We start from the raw sequence: 20879 nt of genomic DNA on the forward strand, positions 1-20879 counted from the left end.
CTGTTGACCAAGCAGTGTCACCATTACCCTCTGTCTTTAAAAATTACAGCCCTTTCACCAAATTAAGAATCTCATTCCCAACTGCTTCATAATCTTGCCACCCTCGTTCAGACCGCTGATCTTTGACAGCATAAACTGGTATGCCTTGCATAGCGGCTTTTTGGAACGCAGCTAAACGAGCTATTCCCACATCAAAGGTCGGAATATCAGCTTCCTTAAGTAACTTTTTGACTTCGTCACCTGCACGGCTGGGTTTAGGGGGTATCGCAGTAATCAAAATCCGATACTGGTTAGTCTGAATGGATTTGAGATATTCAATGGTCAACACCAGAGCATCCAGGGACAAAATATCTGGCATGGTGGGTAGCACGAGTAAATCACAGGTATTGGCTAAGGCGGCTAAATCTTCAGTAGTCGGTCGAGCCTGCGTATCAATAATGACATGCCCATAAGATTCAGTTTGGGCTTCGGCCTGCCACTGATCCACCACTTCAAACGGTAATTCACCACGACTGGCCCACCCCAACGCTGAGCAGTTGGGGTCAGCATCAATGAGTAATGTTCTTCCTTTTCCTTGGAAAAATGCGGCCAAGTGAATGGCAGTGGTAGTTTTGCCAACGCCACCCTTGAAGCTGGCGACCGTGATAATCATGCAGTGTTGCCTATCCTGAACTCGGTGTGAACTCGCTATTAGATTAACGATACAGTTGGAGGGTTGCCCATCCAATGGCAGTTACCATACCTCAGTCCCGCTTAACCTTAGCAATGTCAACCGCTCTTTCAATTCAGTTACCAGACTTGAGAGCTACCCATCGGCTGGGATGGCTGATGGGTCAACACTTGCCAGTAGAAACAGTGCTCTTGTTATCAGGTCCTTTAGGTAGCGGCAAAACCACCTTTACTCAAGGCTTAGGGGCAGGTTTAGGTATTGAGCAAACCATTGACAGTCCCACATTCACGTTGATTAATGAGTACTTGACGGGTCGAGTCCCCCTGTACCATGTCGATTTGTATCGTTTGGACAGTATGGGAGCGGATGGTCTTTATCTAGAAACCTATTGGGATGGGGAAGAGGTAGCCCCCGGAATAGTAGTGATTGAGTGGGCCGAACGTCTACGGTATTTGCCGAATAAGCCAATTACGCTTAATTTAGCCTATGCAGGCGATGGGCGTTGCGCCGAAGTTAACTGGCCCCGTGGTTGGCACGATAGCGTATGGAATGACCTACAGGAGGTAGTAAAGCACGATGAAGTACTGGTTGATGAAGTCTGAACCAGATGTGTATAGCATTGATGACTTGGAGCGCGATCGCAACGAAGTTTGGGATGGTGTGCGTAACTATCAGGCTCGCAACTTTCTCAAGTCTATGAAAATGGACGACATCGCCTTCTTTTACCACTCCAATACAAAGCCCCCTGGTATTGCTGGTCTGATGAAAATCAGTGAAGAAATGGTGGTTGATCCCACCCAGTTTGATGAAACCAATAAATATTACGATCCCAAATCCACGCCCGCAGATCCTCGATGGCATACGGTTACCGTTAGTTACATTGAGACTTTCCAGCACTACATCAGCCTCGATGAGCTCAAAGGTAATTTTGAACCCGACGAACTGCAAGTGGTTAAACGAGGTAATCGGTTATCGGTCATGCCAGTCACCGACGATGTGGCAAAACGAATATTAGCACTCGCTAAGGGGTGACATCTCTTATGTATATGACGCAAAGTTGCCCTTAAGGACATTACGCTTCAGTAAAATCAACCGATTTATGCTGATTTTTTGATTAGAACTGCCCTCTACCTGAGAGAACAAAATCGCTCTGGGAAATATAGATCTATTACAACCTCGCCCTTAGCAATCGATAGACAATCACATCCACTAGGGTGAAATTGTCTCTTAATAGCTACTTAAGTGAGATTTTTAGATGTTTTCTCCATAATGAGACAATTTTACCAGAAGCGCATGGGGTGGCAGCCTACCCTATTACTAGTCATTGCAATTTGGCTAGTTTGGAATGGAGCCGTCCTGGCTGCGGATACTACGCCTGAGTCGCTGCCTGAATCTCTCCAGGTAACTGTAGATACCATTTGGGTTTTGTTATGCGCAATACTCGTATTCTTCATGAATGCTGGTTTCGCCATGCTGGAAACCGGTTTCTGTCAAAGCAAAAATGCTGTTAACATCCTCACCAAAAACGTCATTGTCTTTGGTGTTGTTTCTCTCTGTTTCTGGGCAGTGGGTTTTGCCCTAATGTTTGGAGATGGTAACGCGGTTATCGGTTATTCTGGATTCTTTTTACAAGGCCTAGATTTAAGTCCATTAACGGACGAGCACTATAGTGGGGTCTTTGACTCCCTTGCTTGGGCAGGTATACCCCTGGATGCTAAATTCTTTTTTCAATTAGTATTTGCAGGTACCGCAGCAACAATCGTATCTGGCGCGGTTGCAGAACGTATATCATTTTTAGCATTTTTTACATTTAGCGCTGTTCTCTCCCTCGTTATTTATCCAATGGTTGGCCATTGGATCTGGGGTGGGGGGTTTCTACAGACTATGGGGTTTTGGGACTTTTCCGGTTCAACAGTAGTCCATAGTGTCGGGGGTTGGGCTGCATTAACCGGTGCTTGGCTATTAGGGCCACGGGTTGGTCGGTATAGGCCGCATGGTGAAAACACCATACCAGGTCATAACCTTGCGATCTCAACACTAGGTGGATTAATTCTGTGGTTTGGCTGGTTTGGATTTAATGCGGGTTCAAGTATGACAGCAGACCCAGCCATCGCTAGCCGTATTATCCTGACCACAAACCTGTCGGCCTCCACTGGTGCCGTAGCGGCAGCTGTTATATCGTGGTTAATCACCAGCAAACCCAGCCTCAGCATGATTATTAATGGTGCCCTAGCTGGGTTGGTCTCTATCACCGCAGGGTGTGCATATGTCACCTCCATCGGTGCCATTATTATTGGTTTTATCGGGGGCATGTTTGCAGTCTTTGCAGCGGGCTTGTTTAACCAATTACGGATTGACGATCCCGTAGGTGCGCTCCCTGTCCACCTAGTAGGTGGAATCTGGGGAACAATTGCCGTTGGCTTATTTAGCGTTGGTCCTAATATTAATGATTGGCACTCGGAAACATCAGGTCCAGCCCTTGGTTTTTTGCTGGGCGGAGACATTAAACCTGTTCTAATTCAAATTACAGGAATTGTCATTGTGGCTGCGTTTGTAAGCATCAGTACTCTGTTTAGTTGGTTCATGCTCCGCATCATTTTTGGGCTGCGAGTATCTCATCAGGCTGAGTCAACGGGATTAGATCTGAGCGAACATGGGCTCGAAGCCTATCCAGAATTCTCTCAACGCTCTTTACCCCTTAATAATCTTTTCCATTCTGTCAAGGATAATGTCATGAAATCAAACACTTCAACCTTGAACCACTAAAGAATCATGGGGTGTCGCAACATGTTATGTAGCGACTCAAAACTTTGATTACCAGGGGGATAAAGCAATAATTTAAGTCTATTTACCCTGTCTACGCGATGACAATAACAATGACCAATAAACAGTCTGTCATCACCATTAGTGATTTTACGGCAGCAAAACAAAGTCGGCTTTTTGGGCTACTCAAGCAAAGTCAGTTTAACGGGCAGTTACAACTAACCGCCCATCACACTAAGTGGACATTTGAGTTTTATATGGGCCGATTGCTCTATGTCACGGGTGGCAAACAACCAATGCGTCGTTGGTATCGTCATGTCAAACACGCCTGCCCTGACCTTTATTTGGAACTCTCGACTCTCAAATCCGAGTTTAGAAAGTTATCTAAAACAGAGAATCAAAAAAAATTAACATGCTGGGAATATCAACTGTTAGGCTTTTGGTATAGCCAACAAAAAATATCTCGTAAACAAATCAATCAAATCATTGAAAACATTTTTTTAGAAGCCTTCTTCGATATTAATCAGGCCCGTGAAGTGGTCTATCAGGTGCAAACTGACAATCAACTATCACATCAGCTCTTACTGATAAATGCCGAAACTATCATTTACAAAGCCAAAGCCCTTTGGAAATCATGGCTTGAGGCAAAATTAGGTGATCGTTCTCCTGATTTAGCTCCCATAGTCCGTCATCCTCTAGAACTCAAAAAACAGGTTCCTGAACCTCTATACCGAAACCTGACAATGATGCTCACGGGTCAGCAGACCCTCAGAGATCTAAGCATTAAACTCAATCGTGATATTGTCTCCCTTTCAGCGTCTTTGCTACCGTATGTGCAACAGGGTGCAGTAGAGCTCATTGAAATTGATGATCTAGAATCACCAATTTCACCCTCTACAGTACAAGAGCCATCTCCTAGTGGCCCTTTGATTGCTTGTATAGATGACAGCCCCGCCATTTGCCGAGCATTAGAAAGAGTTTTAGGCACAGCAGATTATCAGACTCATTGTGTCCAAGATCCATTAAGAGCGATCGCCGTATTGTTATCCAAAAAACCTGCATTAATATTTCTAGACCTTGTGATGCCTGGAACCAACGGCTATGAGCTTTGTAGTAAGCTAAGAAAGATATCCTGTTTTAAAGAAACACCGGTTATAATTCTGACTGGGAACGATGGAGTAATTGATCGAATGCGTGCCAGGATGGTAGGTGCATCCGCATTCTTGAGCAAGCCAATTAATCCACATCAGGTATTATCAGTCGTTGAAAGACAACTTTCTAAACACGCTTCAGTTGAAATATAGATAGTTTTATTATCCAATTTTGGGAATAATTCTATTTCTTTAGATATAAACTATCACTCAGGTCTTAAAGCTGGGAACACTGCTAACAAGTTTGTTCTAGGCATTCATTACAGGGTTTGCTCAAGCTATTTTTTTGTTTATTGAAATTGGATAAATCCATGGGAATTGCACTAGTTGTTGATGATTCTAAAACTATTTTAGAAATGCTGGCTAAATGTCTGTCACAAGATGGCTTAACCGTAATGACAGCAACCAATGGTGCCGATGCCTTGGCAAAACTGAGTACCCAGACACCTGACATTATCGTGTTAGATGTAGTCTTGCCCGATCGTAGTGGATTTGAAATTTGTCGCGATCTTAAAGCAGAAGCTACAACCAGTGCAATTCCCATCATTATCTGTTCTACAAAAGATACTGATATGGATAAATTTTGGGGAAAGAAACAGGGAGCTGATGCCTATCTCACAAAACCCATTGATCAAGCAGAGTTATCTAAAACAGTTAAGCAACTGATTGGCCACTAGGGAAAAGTTGTCAGTTTTACCATCAATTCTGTACCAGCTTCTTGATGGGACTAGACAAATGGAGATCATAAAAAACAACTATGCAACTGTCTACACAGACATCATCTCAAGCATCAGCTGTAGATCAGTACCTAAAATTTAGCCTACTGAATGATGTGACGGCACTGTTACCGATAAGTCAGTTAGCAGCAGCCTTAAAGATTGAAGTTTCTCAGATTACCGCAATCCCACATTTACCACCTTGGATCATGGGAGTTTATAACTGGCGCGGTGAGATTCTATGGCTAGTAGATATAGGTCATCTGCTTGGAGGAAATCCCTTACATCAACAACCCACACTAACTACACACTACAATACTCTACTCTTAGAAAAATCATCGATAGAGACACCCGAGCGATATCATCTCGGCTTAGTTGTTCATCAGATAAAGGGAATAGAACTATTCTCTCTCGATACCATTCAGTCTCCATCAGTTATATCTGAAACGCTTGTGCCATTTTTACGGGGTTATTGGTTAGGAGAAGCCGGTGAAATGCTTATTCTCTTGGAAGGCTTATCAATTTTTGACCACATGCCCGTTTAATTAATCACACTATTCAACCTATCACTTGAGTTCAAGAGTTTTCTATGACATTAAGCACACCCACACATTCTGACAGTGGTGATTTGCCTACTGAAGACACCACCAAGATGCAGTCTGATGAACTATTCGCTAGTTTAATCACAAAACCTCGCTCAGAAACAGTATCACGTTTACCTATACAAAGTCAGTCTATATCTCACCAAGGTAAACTCAGAGTCTGGTGGCATCGACTGGGGCTAAAGACAAAAGCATCACTATTAGCCATATTACTAGGTACGTTTCCTGTCATTAGCGTGGGTGCGATCGCCTATAACATTGCCAACCAGGGAACCTTTGAAAAACTCCAAGAGCTAGAAACAGTACGCGTCAATGATCTACAGTCAGCAGTAGCACTCTTCATGAAAGAACGCTACTCAGACATTCAGTTTTTAGCTAACTTAGAGATTTTCACTGATCCTCAGCTACGGAGCACCATCACTCCAAAACAAAAATCTGAGAGCCTCGACCAAATGATGAAGGCCTATGATGGGGTTTACAGCAGCATCGCGTTTTTTGATCTTGCTGGTAATCCCATTGCTCAAACCTCCCAAGGGAAAAAACTGTCCAACCACCTTAATCGTTCCTATATTCAAGCCGCTAAAGCCGCTAACGGCGCAATTTTGAGTCAGCCACTAATTTCCACCACCTCTGGTGAATTTAGTGTGTATTCAGCCTCTGTTGTCAAAGATAAGTTAAATGGGCAACCAATAGGATATATCCGTGCACGGATTCCCATTGAAAAATTAGGAGAAATTCTCAACAATTTTGGAGATGATGGCCATAAGTTTTATCTAGCTAGCGAATCAGGGGATGTCTTTTTATCTCCCCAGGCAGGTTACATCATACCAGTGAATTCCTCCGGTCAAGAAGTAGATCTCTCTGAATCCACTGACATTGAGATCTTAACTCTAGCAAAGATTTTTCCCGATATTGCGGGCATTGTCCAGGGTGAGCGTGGTAAAACTGTAAAAGCTAGCAATAGCCTAACTGAAGCTCCAGAAATCGTTGCTTTCTCGCCATTTATAGCGACAGAAAATCTATCTAACTTAAATTGGAGTGCAGTCACTTCAGTTGACTTAGCCGTCCTACAAGCCACTCAGCGGCGATTGTTTTTTGCGATCGCCCTAGGAACATTAGCCGCAGCAGGGGTGGCAACAGGTTTAGCAATTTGGATAACTCGACGCTTCACCCAACCTATTTTGCGGGCTGCCGACGTTGTCAATAAAATCGGAAAAGGGGATCTGCGTACGCGACTAGACGTTACTGGGCAAGATGAAATTGCTCAGCTTGGTAACAACATCAACCAAATGGCTACGCAGCTCAAGCAGTTTAACAATGAACAACAGACTACTGCACAGCAATCAAAGCTGTTGGCATCAGCTACGTCAATTACAGGCGATTTAGACAGTGACCACAATCAAGCCCAACTAAATCTGTTTGTTGAACAAGTACGGACCTTCCTCCGCTCCGACCGTGTTGTCCTATACCGCACCAAAGATGCCCAAATATTAGGCCAGAATGAATCCGTTACAACTAGCCAGCTTAGTATTCTTGATGAAACAGTACCGTCCCTATTCATCTCACAAACAGAAATTGAGAACTATATCGATGGTCAACCGTTAATCGCAGATGATGTTACTATTGCCGATTTAACAGACAGCGTACGTCAGCGGTGGCACGTCCTCAATGTTAAATCTGCCTTGGTGATACCAGTTGTGAGTCAGGCTCGCCTGTTTGGCTTGTTGGCAATTCATCATGTGCAAGGGCTACACATTTGGACAGAGACAGAAATCCACTTCTGTAATCAGCTAGGTCGACAGTTGGGTGTCTTAATGACCGTTCAACAGGTTTCTTCCCTAGCAGCGGAGCAGAAATCCTTAAAAGAGAACTTACAAAAACGTGCTTTAGAGCTGATGCTGGAAGTTGATCCAGTCAGTCAAGGTGACCTGACCGTCAGGGCCCAAGTCACCGCCGATGAAATTGGTACTATTGCCGATTCGTATAACGCTACGATTACTAGCTTGAAGAAAATTGTCGGACAGGTGCAAATTGCTTCGCAGCAGGTATCAACCACAGCCAGTCAAAATGAAGCTTCTGTCCAAGATCTTTCTCAAGCCGCACAACAACAAACCCAAGAAATTACAGCCGCGCTTGAGCAATTAGATCAGATGGTTGCCTCTATTCGAGCCGTAGCCGCCAACGCAGACCAAGCTGAAGCTATTGTTCAACAAACAACTGCCACTGTAGAATCTAGTGATGTTGCCATGGATCGGGCAGTAGAAGGGATTCTAGCCATTCGAGAAACAGTAGCCGCCACCGCAAAAAAGGTTAAACGTCTGGGTGAGTCATCACAAAAAATCTCAGGTGTCGTTAACCTAATTAACGAATTTGCTGCCCAAACTAATCTATTAGCGCTGAATGCATCTATTGAAGCCGCTCGGGCTGGCGAAGAAGGACGAGGTTTTGCAGTTGTTGCAGATGAGGTACGTTCATTGGCACAACAATCCGCAGAAGCAACCACCGAGATCGAGAACCTGGTCGCCGAAATTCAAGCAGAAACCAATGAGGTGGTAGAGGCCATGGAAATGGGAACCGAGCAGGTAGTCGTAGGAACTCAGCTAGTAGACAAAACACGTGAAAGCTTAAACAGCATCGCCCAAGTCACTACTGAAATCAAAGACCTCGTCAATTCGATTAGTCAAGCCACATTCTCCCAATCTGAGAGTTCAGAAAATATGACTAAAGTGATGAAGGATGTAGCCAACATCGCCCAGAAAACATCAGCTGATGCCAACACTGTCTCTACATCTTTTAGAGAGCTACTAGAAATTTCTCAAGCTCTACAGGAAAGTGTGCGTCAGTTTAAGGTGAGCTAGCTCCAAACTATTGTTTCAATCTTGACCCCTCAATGCTCTGCAGGCTATGACCATCGATCCTGAGATTCGCGATCAGGCTTATCAATTTTTTATTGAAGAAGCGTCTGAACTGCTAGACATCATTGAAACTGGCCTGCTTAGCCTGCGCCAAGACACTAGTGTACAAAGGGTACATGAGCTGATGCGAGCAGCACACTCCATCAAAGGAGGAGCTGCCAGTGTCGAACTAGATACCATTAAAATCATTGCCCATCGGCTGGAAGACTCACTAAAAGCGTTGTACAGCGATACAGTAGTGGTGGACGCAGAGTTAGAAACTTTGTTTTTACGTGCCTATGATTGCTTACGCCATCCCCTGCAATCACAGATTGACACAGGCAAATTTAATGAAAAACAAACTCTAGTTGCATTTGAGAGTATTTTTAATGACTTGGAGGAATACCTTGGACCAGCATTACATGCTACAGATAGCTTTATGCCTAGCTCTGCCGAGCTAGGCATAGATATTGTCGCCTCACTTTTTGAGGTCGATGTGGCTGAAGTATTAACACAACTGCGCACCTTAATTACCGATCCTCAAAACTATGATTGTGGGCAAGAGCTACAGATTCAGCTTGAGATTCTAACTGGATTTGCCGAAATTATAGATATACCGAAATTTACAGAGATTACAACCCTTGCTCAAGCAGCTGCAAACAGATATCACGATCAGCCATTACCTGTAATTGAACAAGTTATAGACAATATAGAACATGCTCGCCAAGCTATCCTTGCTGGGGAGCGAATTGCAATTGGCGAACCTTCAAAGAAGTTATTGACATTAGCAGAAGGCAATATAATTGAGCTTGATGAACCAATTCATACTCATATCTCCGAACATATCGATGACCTGGATTTGTCTAATCTCAACCTTGATATGTTGGAACCTCCAAACAACTATGAAATAGAAAAAACAACCTCTGCTCCATCAGACAGCTCAGCCAACCAAATTTCGGCTTTAGAAGAAATCTGGTCCATAGAAGCTTTAGAATTCCCTTCGGTAGAAAAGATAGAAAAGGGCGACAATTCAAAGCTTATACAACCTGATGTCAATGCCTTAGCAGACATATGGGGCAATCCAGAATCAACAGACAATAACTTCGATGTAGAAATAACAGATTTTGAAGCTGTTATGGCAGATGCTCCAACGGAGTCAATCTTAGATTCTTGGTCAACTCCGTCTACTCCAGACCTTGAAATCTCTACAGATGCCACAGATAGCCCTGAGGTTTCTATGGCAAAAAGTGTTGGAGGTGCAGATATTATTTCTAATAATATTGAAACCACTGTAACCAACATCAGCGAAATCTATGATTTGCTACCAAGATTGCCCCAAGCGGTACAGCAAAAACCTTCCAAAAAGAAGAAAGCTCCAGTTAAATCAACTACACAATCTAGATTGTCAGCCAAAGTTGCCCTAGATCGTCTAGAGCGAATGAACAATTTAGTAGGTGAGTTAGCCATCAACCGTAACAGCTTGTCGTTGCAAAATGATCAATTTCAACGCACAGTTCATCGACTCGGCCAACGATTCTCTTCATTCCGAACCATTGTCCGACAGTTACAGAGTATCTCTGACCAAATCTTGGTTTCTCCTAATCAACACCGATCTAGCACGATTATTCGCACTGAAGATAGTACATTTGACTCTCTTGAAATGGATAGCTATAGCGAAATTAATTCGCTACTCGAAGGAGTGCTAGAAGAAGTATTTCAATTGGCAGAATCGGTTGATGATGTAGCCCTGTTTGCTGGCCAATCAAACCGATTGTTAGAACGACAGCGACGGACTCTCAATCAATTGCGGGATGAGCTGATGTGGTCACGCATGGTTCCCCTAGATCAAGTCTTAAAGCGATTCCCTCGGGTGATTCGAGAACTCTCAAATACATATCAGAAACCGGTTGAACTTAAACTAACAGGCACAGATGTTTTAGTCGATCGCGTCATGCTTGAAAAGCTCTACGATCCGCTACTACATCTGGTACGAAATGCGTTTGACCACGGCATTGAGCCCCCCGATAAGCGGCAAACATTGGGCAAACCTGACCAGGGTACTATTGAGGTTCGAGCATTCCATCAAGGTAACTATACCGTTATTGAAATTGACGATGATGGTCAAGGTTTAGACACTGACAAGATTGCTCAACGAGCAATTGAAGCGCAAATGATTGCTCCAGAGCAGGTAACAACAATGACAAAACAGCGCATCCAGCAGCTAATCTTTGAACCTGGTTTCTCCACCGCCAATCAAGTGAGTGAACTCTCAGGGCGTGGTGTAGGTCTAGATGTTGTAAGAGAGAGCTTACAAACGTTTAATGGTAAGGTATCAGTAACCACCAATAAACATAAAGGTACCGTATTCTCCCTAAAAATCCCTCTCACCCTTACCCTTACAAAACTGGTAGTTGGCAGTGTTGGGACGACAGCCATCGCCATCGCTTCTGACAGTATTGAGGAAATTATTAGACCTGCTGCTGACCAACTTAAACAGTCTGGTGGTCAACGATTTCTCCATTGGAGATCGCAACTAATCCCCATATATCAATTAGCTGAGCTTCTCAACTATCAGTGCCAGGTTCCCAAGCAGCTACCCAAGGAACTGCAAACGGGCCAGACAGTCAGAGGACAACAGCAAACCATGCTAATCATTGAGCAGGGGCAAGGATTATTAGCCTTAGGCCTGGAACAGATCGTCACAGAGCAAGAACTAGTCATAAAACCGATGGGTAAAGCCATTGCCACCCCTAGCTACATTAACGGTTGTACTGTTTTAGCCGACGGTAGCCTAGTGCCTGTCATTGACGGAGCGGCTCTAGTGCAGTTTAGTACAAAACTCTCGCTCCCAATACAGCCCCAACCTCAGTATGAGCATCATTCCCAAACACTGATGATTATCGATGATTCATCAGCACTACGGCGCACTTTAGCGTTAACGCTACGTAAAGCAGGTTACCAGGTGCTACAGGCAAAGGATGGTCGTGATGCGCTGGACCAATTACAGAGAGGGGCGCTACCAGAATTAATTATCTGTGATGTGGAAATGCCTCGCTTAAATGGATTTGAATTTCTCAGTCATCGTCGGGCTAATTCCTCATGGACTCAGATCCCAACAGTGATGCTGACATCACGTGGTAACCATAAGCACCGAACGTTAGCCAAACATCTAGGTGCTAACGATTACTTTACTAAACCCTACATTGAGAAAGATTTTGTAGGTGCGATCGCAACTCTTCTCCAAAAGCCATGACACGCCAAACATCTACCGCCACCATCAACTCACTTAGACTCATTGTGATGAGTCTAGGAGAATTAACCCTCGCCTGTCGTATTGAATCTGTTTATAAAGTTGTTAGCCACTCCCAAGTTCACAGTAGCGGTTTAGGATACACAGGAGTAACCCATATCGATGATCATGCTGTTGTCGTAATTGATCTACATCACAAACTATTCAATATACCCACTGCCAATAAACATGGATATTTTGTCATCCTCAAACCTCAGGTGGGTGACCTCTTGGCTATTCCTGTAACAACTTCACCCAATCTAATGGATATTCAACGAGACCACATCAGGATATTACCAGAGTCTTACCGACAATCTGACACGCTTGCAATTGCCAGCCATGTCGCTGTTGTTCCCCATGGAGAGGATACTCTCACCCTATTCGTAATAGACGAAAATACGTTGATCTAAAACACAATGTAAACCGGAAAATCTTTTTGCTCAAACGCTTATAGGTTTTGGGAGTGTAGCCAATCCAATAGCTGATCATGCCTATAGATGTGCACTTTGTTTTGTGAGCTTTCCTTGATCATATCGATTTATGCTCTGGTGCGATGGCCGCAGACTTGATCGTTCCAATAAAGTTGTTAGCCAAATATTTTCCTCTGGAGGTAGAGGGGGAATTGGAGATCGCTCATAGTCAATTGAAAAATAACAAGGAGACCGCAAACACGCTTCATCAAGTGCCCGTTTGAGATCCACTGTGCAATATGCCTGAGCCCCTACATCGTCTTGGGGATAACTTAAAGGTAACTTCAGGGGGGGAATCGGCGCATTCACTTGCCAGGCATACAAATCTGCCTTTGGGCGCTGATCACTACGGCTCACCAACACTCGATAATCAACATTACCTGCTGCATAGGCAGAAATTGGCTCCCATCCTCGTAGCAAGTCTATCTCGACAAAGTGAGTATCACTGCCAAAGATAGCCTCACAGCGCTGCTCATAATTTTCACGACCACGGCCAGGACGTTTCTTTTGAGGCGTTAACACTTCGATGATGGTAACCGTCCTACCAATTTGACAATCGAGAATCTCAATATAGTCCTCTTGTATGGTTTGCGGCACCGCAATGTAGGTAGGAATTGGTTGCTGATGGGAAGCAGCGACATCATTGGTCGGTGGACTATTGGGAGAACAGTCATGGGCCAACTGCCCAACGACTAGACTATCTTCACCACTAACGCGATAGACCCGTTTGCGGATGAGGATACTGTATCGGTCAGAAACTTCTTTCTGTAAGAGGTTGGCCAGGGCAGTTACAAACTGTGGATGAATTTCAGGCCAAAGATCAGGGTGCTCTAGGTAAGGGTTCATGCCGGGGAACATATCAGGCATTAACTATCCTCTAAATTTCGATAGCGGAGCGTTATGACAAATCAGATAAAACGGCTGTTGGTCCTGTTGCTAACCAAACTGCATGGAATGAACCTCATAAAATTTTAGCAAGAAGCCATATTAGTATCCACCAAGCGTTCATAGTTATGTACTTTTTAGATCAAGGTTCACTTGGTGTATCTGTAGATACTTGACCATCATTAAAGATGAAGATTTTATAAAGTCAATGGAAATACAGTGTGGCAAAACTACTTTAAACAGTGAATCAGTTGTCTTAGCTGTAGGACTTCATAAAATCTTTTCAGGGGGCTCATCAGCCAAACAGGATTTTAATAAGACTTTATTAGTAGTAATTTTTGCTGAAAAACAGGCTGAAGTCAGCTTTGTAAGGAATTATGGAAATCTCAACCAATGGATGGATAGTAATCGCTGTAATATTGGCGATTTTGGGAATTGGGGGCGGTGCGATCGCAACTACAATTCTCCAGCCCTTGGGGCCCAACATCCCCTTCACCACCCCGATCACTGATATCTCCACACCCATTGGTGGTGATGCACGTCATCAGTTCAACCAAGGCATCTGGGCCTATCGGGAAAAAGCATATGCTCGAGCCATTGACTGCTTTACTAAGGTCATCGAAGCTGAACCTAATTTAGCAGAAGCATTTCATAATCGAGCACGGGCTCAAGCAAATCTGGCAAAAACACAAGCTGCCGCTAGCGATTTTGTCACTGCTAGCGACATCTATAGCCGCCAAGGTAGTCGCTCAGGTATCAATTGGATTAAAACCGACCTTAATGTCTTGACTAACCTTTAGATAGAAGATCACAGACATCCTTCGTTCTTTTTGTTACAGCTTAGAATACCTAAAATCGGTCACTGGTATATTCAGTCAAATTTTGGGTATTCCTGTAAAAAGGATTTGAAGTTGTAGTGAATGCCTATTGCAGTCGATCGTTTAACCAGCAAACTTTGTTAAATTGCAGACATATTAGGGAAATTATGTAGGCATTCTGACTTAGGTAAGCCAGCGATAGCATCAAGGCCTCCTAAGGAATTGGCCGTACAACTTGTGATTTCTATTACAAGTTGCGTCTGCTCTGCTGTGCCCTCAACAAAGGTCTGGTCTTAAGGAAGCACGTAGTTTATAAACATTTCACATTGTGTTGGCGTCTTACTAGTTCAAAAGTATTATGCGAATTTTAGTTACCGGTGGAGCCGGTTTTATAGGTTCTCATCTCATTGATCGCCTAATGGCAGATGATCATGAGGTTATTTGTCTAGATAATTTCTATACTGGCCGGAAGCAAAACGTTTTGCAGTGGTTGAATAACCCCAAGTTTGAGCTCATTCGCCATGATGTTACTGAGCCTATTCGGCTAGAAGTCGACCAAATTTATCACTTAGCCTGCCCTGCTTCACCAGTGCACTATCAGTACAATCCGGTAAAAACCATCAAAACTAATGTGATGGGTACCCTCAATATGCTAGGTCTGGCCAAACGAGTCAAAGCTCGTTTTTTCCTAGCGTCTACCTCCGAAGTCTATGGTGATCCTGAAGTTCATCCTCAGCCAGAAGAATATCGAGGCAGTGTGAATACCATTGGGATTCGTAGCTGTTACGACGAAGGTAAGCGGGTCGCTGAAACTCTCGCCTTTGATTATCACCGTCAAAATGACGTTGATATTCGGGTAGTACGCATTTTTAACACTTACGGCCCACGTATGCTCGAAAACGATGGTCGGGTAGTTAGCAACTTTATTGTGCAAGCACTGCAAGGTAATCCTCTGACTGTATACGGTGATGGTTCTCAAACCCGCAGTTTCTGTTATGTGTCCGACTTAGTAGAGGGCTTTATTCGTCTTATGAATGGTGACTACATTGGTCCTATGAATTTAGGGAATCCAGGTGAATACACTATTTTGGAACTGGCTCAGTCTATTCAAAAAATGATTAACCCTGATGCTGAATTGAAATTTGAACCCCTGCCCCAGGACGATCCACGTCGTCGTCAGCCAGATATTACAAAAGCTAAAACCATGCTGAATTGGGAGCCAACAGTGCCCCTTCAAGCAGGTTTGAAGCTGACCATTGCGGACTTTCAAGCTCGCTTAGAAGCAGCGGGTAACCTGGCTATGCCGACAACGGCAACGTCATCTTCTTAGATGATTGGCCCAGGTTACGGTTAAAACGCCTTTCTGTATTCTCCTCGGGTTCCTGGAACCCGAGGACTAGAACAACAGATAGCGCTGATTACGGTTAATTTCATTGGATTTATCTTTTAAGTAAGGAGTATTTATATGCGTGTTTGCGTTATTGGTACAGGCTATGTCGGCTTAGTTACAGGTGTATGCCTTTCCCACATTGGTCACGACGTTATCTGCGTTGATAACAATGAGGAAAAGGTCAAATTGATGCAGTCTGGGCAATCGCCTATTTTTGAGCCGGGACTGTCTGAGCTGATGCAATCTTCCATGGAAGCTGACCGCTTAACGTTTACCACTGACCTGGCAGCAGGCGTTTCCCATGGCGATATTCTTTTCATTGCTGTTGGTACCCCCCCTCTACCGACCGGTGAAAGTGACACTCGCTATGTTGAGGCAGTTGCCCGGGGCATTGGAGAGCACCTGAATGGTGGTTATAAAGTAATTGTCAACAAGTCCACAGTGCCCATTGGCTCTGGTGACTGGGTCCGCATGATTGTGATGGACGGTATTGCTGAGCGTAAACAAGTGCCAGTGGGTGCCGGTGCTCCTGCTGGCAAGCCTGAGGCTCCCTTGTTTGATGTTGTTAGCAATCCTGAATTTTTACGTGAAGGGTCAGCAGTCTATGACACTTTCAATCCTGACCGGATTGTTTTAGGTGGCAGCAATCCTAAGGCAATTGCCATGATGAAGGAGCTTTACGAGCCTATCGTTGAGCGTAAATTTGCCGAAGAACAAGAAGCACCTCAAGTACCTGTTTTGGTGACTGATCTCAGCTCAGCTGAAATGGTGAAGTATGCATCCAACGCATTTTTGGCCACTAAGATTAGCTTTATCAACGAAGTCGCTAACATTTGCGATCGCGTTGGTGCTGACGTAGTACAAGTTGCCCAAGGTATTGGTCTAGATTCTCGCATTGGTAGTAAGTTCCTCCAAGCTGGTATTGGCTGGGGTGGTTCTTGCTTCCCTAAAGATGTATCAGCCCTGCTGCATACCGCTGATGACTACGGCTATGAAGCCCAGCTATTGAGAGCCACCATTGATGTCAACACTCGACAGCGCCTACTCTCCCTTGAAAAATTACAGCAGATGCTGAAAATCTTAAAGGGTAAAACCGTCGGACTATTGGGTCTAACCTTTAAGCCCGACACCGATGACATGCGCGATGCACCTTCTTTAATTCTGATTGAACACCTCAATCGTTTAGGAGCCAAAGTCAAAGCCTACGATCCCATTGTTTCCCAAAGTGGCATGCGCAATGGCATGACCGGCGTGATTGTAGAAACTGACGTTGAGCGTCTAGCTGATGGCTGTGATGCGCTGGTGCTCGTAACGGATTGGCAACAGTTTAAGGATTTGGACTATGGCAAGATGGCTAGTCTAATGAATACTCCTAACCTGATTGATGGCCGGAATTTCCTTGACCGTCAAACCTTGGAAGAGGCTGGCTTTACCTATTCTGGTGTTGGTCACTAATTTTCCTTTAGAGGGAAATTACACTCCCTCTAATTAATTAATAATTTTCTAAAGGGGCGCTATCTAATAGATAACGCCCCTTTAAATTAGGCAATGTCTATTTATTTTTAATTGAACGCGTATATACGTTGACGCCCAGTGACTAATTTCTAACATCAGGGGAAGCCCAGCGATCGAGCGCCCGCTTACCGCCCCAACGGGCAACAATTTCATCATCATAATCATCGGCAAGTCGCACTACTGTGGTCACCGAATGTTTGAGTTCAATGCGATCGCAAGTAGACCCCACTAAACTGTGCTCAAATACGATATCGTCTTCACTATCCAAAGCAAAACGTCCAAACAAGATATTGTCATTAGCCCGTAGTAGATAGTACGTAAGCTCTGAAGTAGCATCTACATCAGTAACTACATAAGATCGTGTAGTAATCAACGCTTCACTTTCTCCCCAGGGAACTACACGGGTAGAAGCTACCGCTGAGCCAATAGTAATAATAAAAAGAGGTTCATCTTCGAAAGCTACCGTCGCTTCCCCAAATAACTCATCCATCCAGGGGGCAATGCGTTCGTAGCAAGTTTTCTGAGCTGAACTTTGAAAATCCATGAAGCGGCAGCAAGATTGACGACTGGTGGAGATATCTCCCGATATCCAAGCAACATTCTCTCACCTATGTTTTACAGGTGCTCAAAAGTTTCTTGATGATGTTACGGCAATGAAGGCAGTATTAAACTTATAAAGCTTTCCACACTCACAAAAAGTATCCCGACATTGACTAATTTGTCTGATTCTTCGTTAGAGCCATCGCCAGATAACCTGCCAGAGTTTGATCAACTCGCAGCCGATCTCTACTACGGGCAGGCACAGGCCAGCTTAAAACAAGTCATTGACAGTCTAGATTTAACCCCTCGAGAACGCGAGGGTCTGCAGCCTGAAATCAATAACTTGCTTGGCTTGCAACACAAGTTAGAGCAAGGCTCTCTGCATATTGCAGCCTTTGGTATGGTGGGCAGGGGAAAATCCTCATTGCTCAATGCATTAATTGGGCAGTCTATTTTTATTACGGGACCACTGCACGGGGTAACCCAGGATGTAGCCAGTGTAGATTGGCAGTCGGTCTCTAAAGATAGCTCGATTCACCGGGTGTCTGTAGGTGACAAAGCAGGTAACACTGGAGCGTCCGTCGAACTCATTGATACACCAGGAATTGATGAAGTTGGCGGTGAACAACGTCAGCTACTAGCCGAGCGCGTAGCCCAGCAGAGCGATCTAATTCTATTTGTAATATCAGCCGATCTGACTCAAGTGGAATACGACGCGTTGGGATGGTTACGCCATGCAGGCAAACCAATTTTGCTAGTTTTCAATAAAGCTGATCAGTACTCGTTAGAGGAACAGACATTACTGCTCAAGAAAATTCAACAACGGGTTACCCCCTTAAGCATATTGACTGAAGACATTGTGTTGGCAGCTGCAGCCCCACTAACCACAACAGTAGTGCAAGACTCGAAAGGTGTGCGGCGGCGGCAGAACACCCGAGGCACCCCCGATATTCAGACTCTGAGGCTCAAAATATTAGATGTACTCGAACAAGAGGGTAAAGCCTTAATTGCTCTCAACACGCTCTTATATGCAGATGACGTACAGGCGAAGTTAGTTGCACGTAAGCTAGAAATTCGTCAGCGCCGAGCTAATGACCTGATCTGGCAAACCGCCCTGACTAAAGCCGTGGCAGTAGCCGTAAATCCAGTGTTACTCGCCGATATGGTTGGCGGCATCACAGTAGATGTAGGTCTTGTAGTGGGCTTATCTAAACTTTATGGGTTACCCATGACCCAACAAGAGTCTTTGAAACTTTTGCGGACAATTGCCCTATCCACCGGCAGTCTCTCCGCCAGCGAACTGCTGATTACCTTAGGGCTAAGCTCTCTGAAAAGTATTTTAGGAGCAGCCGGTTTAGCAACGGGAGGATTAAGCGTAGCCCCCTACTTCTCAGTAGCCCTAACCCAAGCAGCTGTAGCAGGTGTTGCCACCTATGCCATCGGCCAAGTTACACGTACATATTTGATAAATGGCGCAAGTTGGGGCGAGCAAGGCCCTAAGGCAATCATTACCAAAATTGTGAATAACTTAGATGAAACATCCATAATGGCTCGCCTCAAACATGAACTCAAGCAAAAACTTAATCGGACGTAGTTTGCTTGAATCATATGTCGCTATCCTAACAATGAGAAGCTTCAAGGCTATAGATCTCAGTCTAAAATTTATCGCTGCCTAAAGGACTTCGTTAGTTAGTTTTAGGAAACTACATGTTCTGAAAGGCTGGCTTGAGCTGTTGCTTCTCTGCCGATAGACTATATCGGTCGACTATCCATCAGTGAGTTCGTTGCTGACATTTAGTCGTCCCTAAACACGTGAATTCATTCGCTGTCTAATAGTATTCCTTTTTACAATTGCCCATGCATCGGTTTACCGTCGAAGTTATTTCCCAAACACCTAACCCACAGCAAACCATTTACGCTGCGATGCACCAGGACTATGCTGAGGGTTTTGTTTGGAACGATCGCCAAAACTGGCCTTCTGAAGAGAAATGTGGTGACCTAATCATTCGAAATTTACTAAGAGGCGGACGGGGACACTATGGCCCCCTAGAACACCCTCAAATCATCTTGAACTGTGGCTGGTTCCCGCATTCCACCATGCAACAAGTGCGCACCCATCGAGTCGGGGTTTCCTTCGATGTTCAGTCTTTTCGCTATACAGGCTCCCGCATTTTAGATGTTATAGCCGGGAAACAGGATGTGGAAGATGTTTTTTATTTGCGTCCTGTTGGCGACTATAGCGACCGACAAGGCAAACACTACGCCTATACTGAGGAGCTTCGTCAGCAGGATATCGCCTGGTGTTTAGAAGCCTGTGAGCGCTACAAAACTCGCATTGGGCAAGGTTTTTCTGAAGAGCATGCGAGAGGCCTGATTCCCTTTGACGTACGGCAGCATTGGGTGATGTCGGCTAATGTCCGATCGCTCATGCATTTGTTAGATCTCCGCTGGAAAGCAGATGCCCAACTAGAGGCACAAAAGCTTTGTGAAGTTATTTGGCCACACTTTCAGAGCTGGGTACCTGCGATCGCAACTTGGTACGAAACAACTCGACTTAAGAAAGCACGTCTTGCGCCTTAAGGATTATTGCCATTTTCACAGGTTAATCTTGCAATTCATTAACTTGAATGTACTAGTTCTCAACTTTGATAACCCACCCTAAGAAGCCTTTCGATACCTTTCATGGGGCTGTGTTTTTTAGACATTCCCCATAGACTTAGGGTGCTGAAATAGGCCTTATGGGTAATGGCATATGGACAGCTCTAGCGGTTACATCTTATTGCTGGACCAGTACTGTGGAACAGAACTGGTCGTCCAATCACTCTCAAACCAGGTTGAGGGCTCCGTATTTGTAGCCCATTCAGCCGATCAAGCTGTTGCCCGTATCGAAGAAAGCATTCCCTATTTAGTCATCCTCTCTGGCACTCAAAAGCACTGGTCATCAGCCTTTGTAGATCGACTAAGAGAAACTGTAAAACCCTTAGGAACAACTATCGTAGCCCTGACCAAATCCCATGAGCCAAGCTGGCCTGTGCAAGAAGAGCATCCAGGGGTTGATGGATTTCTAGTTGAACCAATTAGTAAAGATGTGCTGCATTTACTAGTGAAGTCAGCTGTAGCAAAAGCCATCTTATAGATATTTAGATATACAGATAGATTACAGCTTACTGTAAGCA

18 protein-coding genes are annotated in these 20879 nt (G+C 44.5%); 15 read left to right on the forward strand and 3 right to left on the reverse strand.

The genetic code is table 11. The features are described 5' to 3' along the window. Positions 1 to 43: 43 nt before the first annotated feature. Entirely contained in the window at positions 44 to 652 is a 609-nt protein-coding gene (locus DXZ20_RS21920; protein ID WP_163661462.1) for a ParA family protein, read from the reverse strand. A gap of 74 nt (positions 653 to 726) precedes the next feature. On the opposite strand from DXZ20_RS21920, the gene tsaE reads away from it, so the two are divergent. From tsaE to DXZ20_RS21965, 9 genes are all read left to right on the forward strand, one after another. Continuing rightward, positions 727 to 1272 carry a tRNA (adenosine(37)-N6)-threonylcarbamoyltransferase complex ATPase subunit type 1 TsaE gene (gene tsaE / locus DXZ20_RS21925; RefSeq protein WP_250564747.1) on the forward strand — a complete coding sequence of 182 codons (546 nt, stop codon included), beginning with the start codon at positions 727 to 729 and terminating at the stop codon, positions 1270 to 1272. Beyond that, on the forward strand, positions 1247 to 1702 hold the full coding sequence (locus tag DXZ20_RS21930; RefSeq protein WP_163661464.1) for an EVE domain-containing protein: 456 nt from the start codon (positions 1247 to 1249) through the stop codon (positions 1700 to 1702). Before tsaE ends, DXZ20_RS21930 begins: the two co-directional genes overlap by 26 nt. 237 nt (positions 1703 to 1939) lie before the next feature. Then, positions 1940 to 3436 carry an ammonium transporter gene (locus DXZ20_RS21935; RefSeq protein ID WP_250565877.1) on the forward strand — a complete coding sequence of 499 codons (1497 nt, stop codon included), beginning with the start codon at positions 1940 to 1942 and terminating at the stop codon, positions 3434 to 3436. Between the two features lie 110 nt (positions 3437 to 3546). Then, positions 3547 to 4737 carry a response regulator gene (locus DXZ20_RS21940; RefSeq protein ID WP_163661466.1) on the forward strand — a complete coding sequence of 397 codons (1191 nt, stop codon included), beginning with the start codon at positions 3547 to 3549 and terminating at the stop codon, positions 4735 to 4737. A 158-nt stretch (positions 4738 to 4895) separates the two neighbouring features. Then, complete coding sequence (locus DXZ20_RS21945) at positions 4896 to 5261, forward strand: response regulator transcription factor (RefSeq protein WP_163661468.1); 366 nt, start codon at positions 4896 to 4898, stop codon at positions 5259 to 5261. 80 nt (positions 5262 to 5341) lie between these two features. After that, the gene (locus tag DXZ20_RS21950; RefSeq protein ID WP_163661470.1) at positions 5342 to 5845 is read left to right on the forward strand and encodes a CheW domain-containing protein; all 504 of its coding nucleotides are present in this window, start codon (positions 5342 to 5344) and stop codon (positions 5843 to 5845) included. Positions 5846 to 5889: 44 nt separating this feature from the next. Beyond that, positions 5890 to 8760 (forward strand): methyl-accepting chemotaxis protein, encoded by a 2871-nt coding sequence (locus tag DXZ20_RS21955; protein ID WP_163700723.1) that lies wholly within the window; start codon positions 5890 to 5892, stop codon positions 8758 to 8760. 46 nt (positions 8761 to 8806) lie between these two features. Next, complete coding sequence (locus DXZ20_RS21960) at positions 8807 to 12049, forward strand: hybrid sensor histidine kinase/response regulator (protein WP_163700726.1); 3243 nt, start codon at positions 8807 to 8809, stop codon at positions 12047 to 12049. Further along, positions 12046 to 12495 carry a chemotaxis protein CheW gene (locus DXZ20_RS21965; protein ID WP_163661475.1) on the forward strand — a complete coding sequence of 150 codons (450 nt, stop codon included), beginning with the start codon at positions 12046 to 12048 and terminating at the stop codon, positions 12493 to 12495. Before DXZ20_RS21960 ends, DXZ20_RS21965 begins: the two co-directional genes overlap by 4 nt. An 81-nt stretch (positions 12496 to 12576) precedes the next feature. Here the strand turns inward: DXZ20_RS21965 and DXZ20_RS21970 are convergent, their stop codons facing one another. After that, the gene (locus tag DXZ20_RS21970) at positions 12577 to 13422 is read right to left on the reverse strand and encodes a DUF4058 family protein (RefSeq protein ID WP_163700728.1); all 846 of its coding nucleotides are present in this window, start codon (positions 13420 to 13422) and stop codon (positions 12577 to 12579) included. 395 nt (positions 13423 to 13817) lie between these two features. Here DXZ20_RS21970 and DXZ20_RS21975 point away from each other — a divergent pair, with 395 nt between their 5' ends. The 3 genes from DXZ20_RS21975 (at position 13818) to DXZ20_RS21985 (ending at position 17103) form a co-directional block, all read left to right on the forward strand. Beyond that, a complete protein-coding gene (locus DXZ20_RS21975; RefSeq protein WP_163700731.1) occupies positions 13818 to 14240 on the forward strand; it encodes a tetratricopeptide repeat protein in 423 nt (140 codons plus the stop codon). A 376-nt stretch (positions 14241 to 14616) separates the two neighbouring features. Further along, the gene (locus tag DXZ20_RS21980) at positions 14617 to 15588 is read left to right on the forward strand and encodes a UDP-glucuronic acid decarboxylase family protein (protein ID WP_163661481.1); all 972 of its coding nucleotides are present in this window, start codon (positions 14617 to 14619) and stop codon (positions 15586 to 15588) included. A gap of 135 nt (positions 15589 to 15723) precedes the next feature. Further along, positions 15724 to 17103 (forward strand): UDP-glucose dehydrogenase family protein, encoded by a 1380-nt coding sequence (locus DXZ20_RS21985; RefSeq protein ID WP_006515775.1) that lies wholly within the window; start codon positions 15724 to 15726, stop codon positions 17101 to 17103. A 142-nt stretch (positions 17104 to 17245) separates the two neighbouring features. Here the strand turns inward: DXZ20_RS21985 and DXZ20_RS21990 are convergent, their stop codons facing one another. Then, the gene (locus tag DXZ20_RS21990; protein ID WP_006515776.1) at positions 17246 to 17707 is read right to left on the reverse strand and encodes a T3SS (YopN, CesT) and YbjN peptide-binding chaperone 1; all 462 of its coding nucleotides are present in this window, start codon (positions 17705 to 17707) and stop codon (positions 17246 to 17248) included. A gap of 165 nt (positions 17708 to 17872) precedes the next feature. On the opposite strand from DXZ20_RS21990, the gene DXZ20_RS21995 reads away from it, so the two are divergent. The 3 genes from DXZ20_RS21995 (at position 17873) to DXZ20_RS22005 (ending at position 20839) form a co-directional block, all read left to right on the forward strand. Continuing rightward, entirely contained in the window at positions 17873 to 19297 is a 1425-nt protein-coding gene (locus tag DXZ20_RS21995; RefSeq protein ID WP_163700733.1) for a DUF697 domain-containing protein, read from the forward strand. Positions 19298 to 19560: 263 nt separating this feature from the next. Next, positions 19561 to 20283, forward strand: coding sequence for an FAD-dependent thymidylate synthase (thyX, locus tag DXZ20_RS22000; RefSeq protein WP_163661489.1), 723 nt, complete (start codon positions 19561 to 19563; stop codon positions 20281 to 20283). A 172-nt stretch (positions 20284 to 20455) separates the two neighbouring features. Continuing rightward, positions 20456 to 20839, forward strand: a complete 384-nt coding sequence (locus tag DXZ20_RS22005) for a response regulator (protein WP_163661491.1) — start codon at positions 20456 to 20458, stop codon at positions 20837 to 20839. Positions 20840 to 20879: the final 40 nt, after the last annotated feature.

It is taken from the genome of Adonisia turfae CCMR0081 (assembly GCF_011009555.1).
Classification (GTDB): domain Bacteria; phylum Cyanobacteriota; class Cyanobacteriia; order Phormidesmidales; family Phormidesmidaceae; genus Leptothoe; species Leptothoe turfae.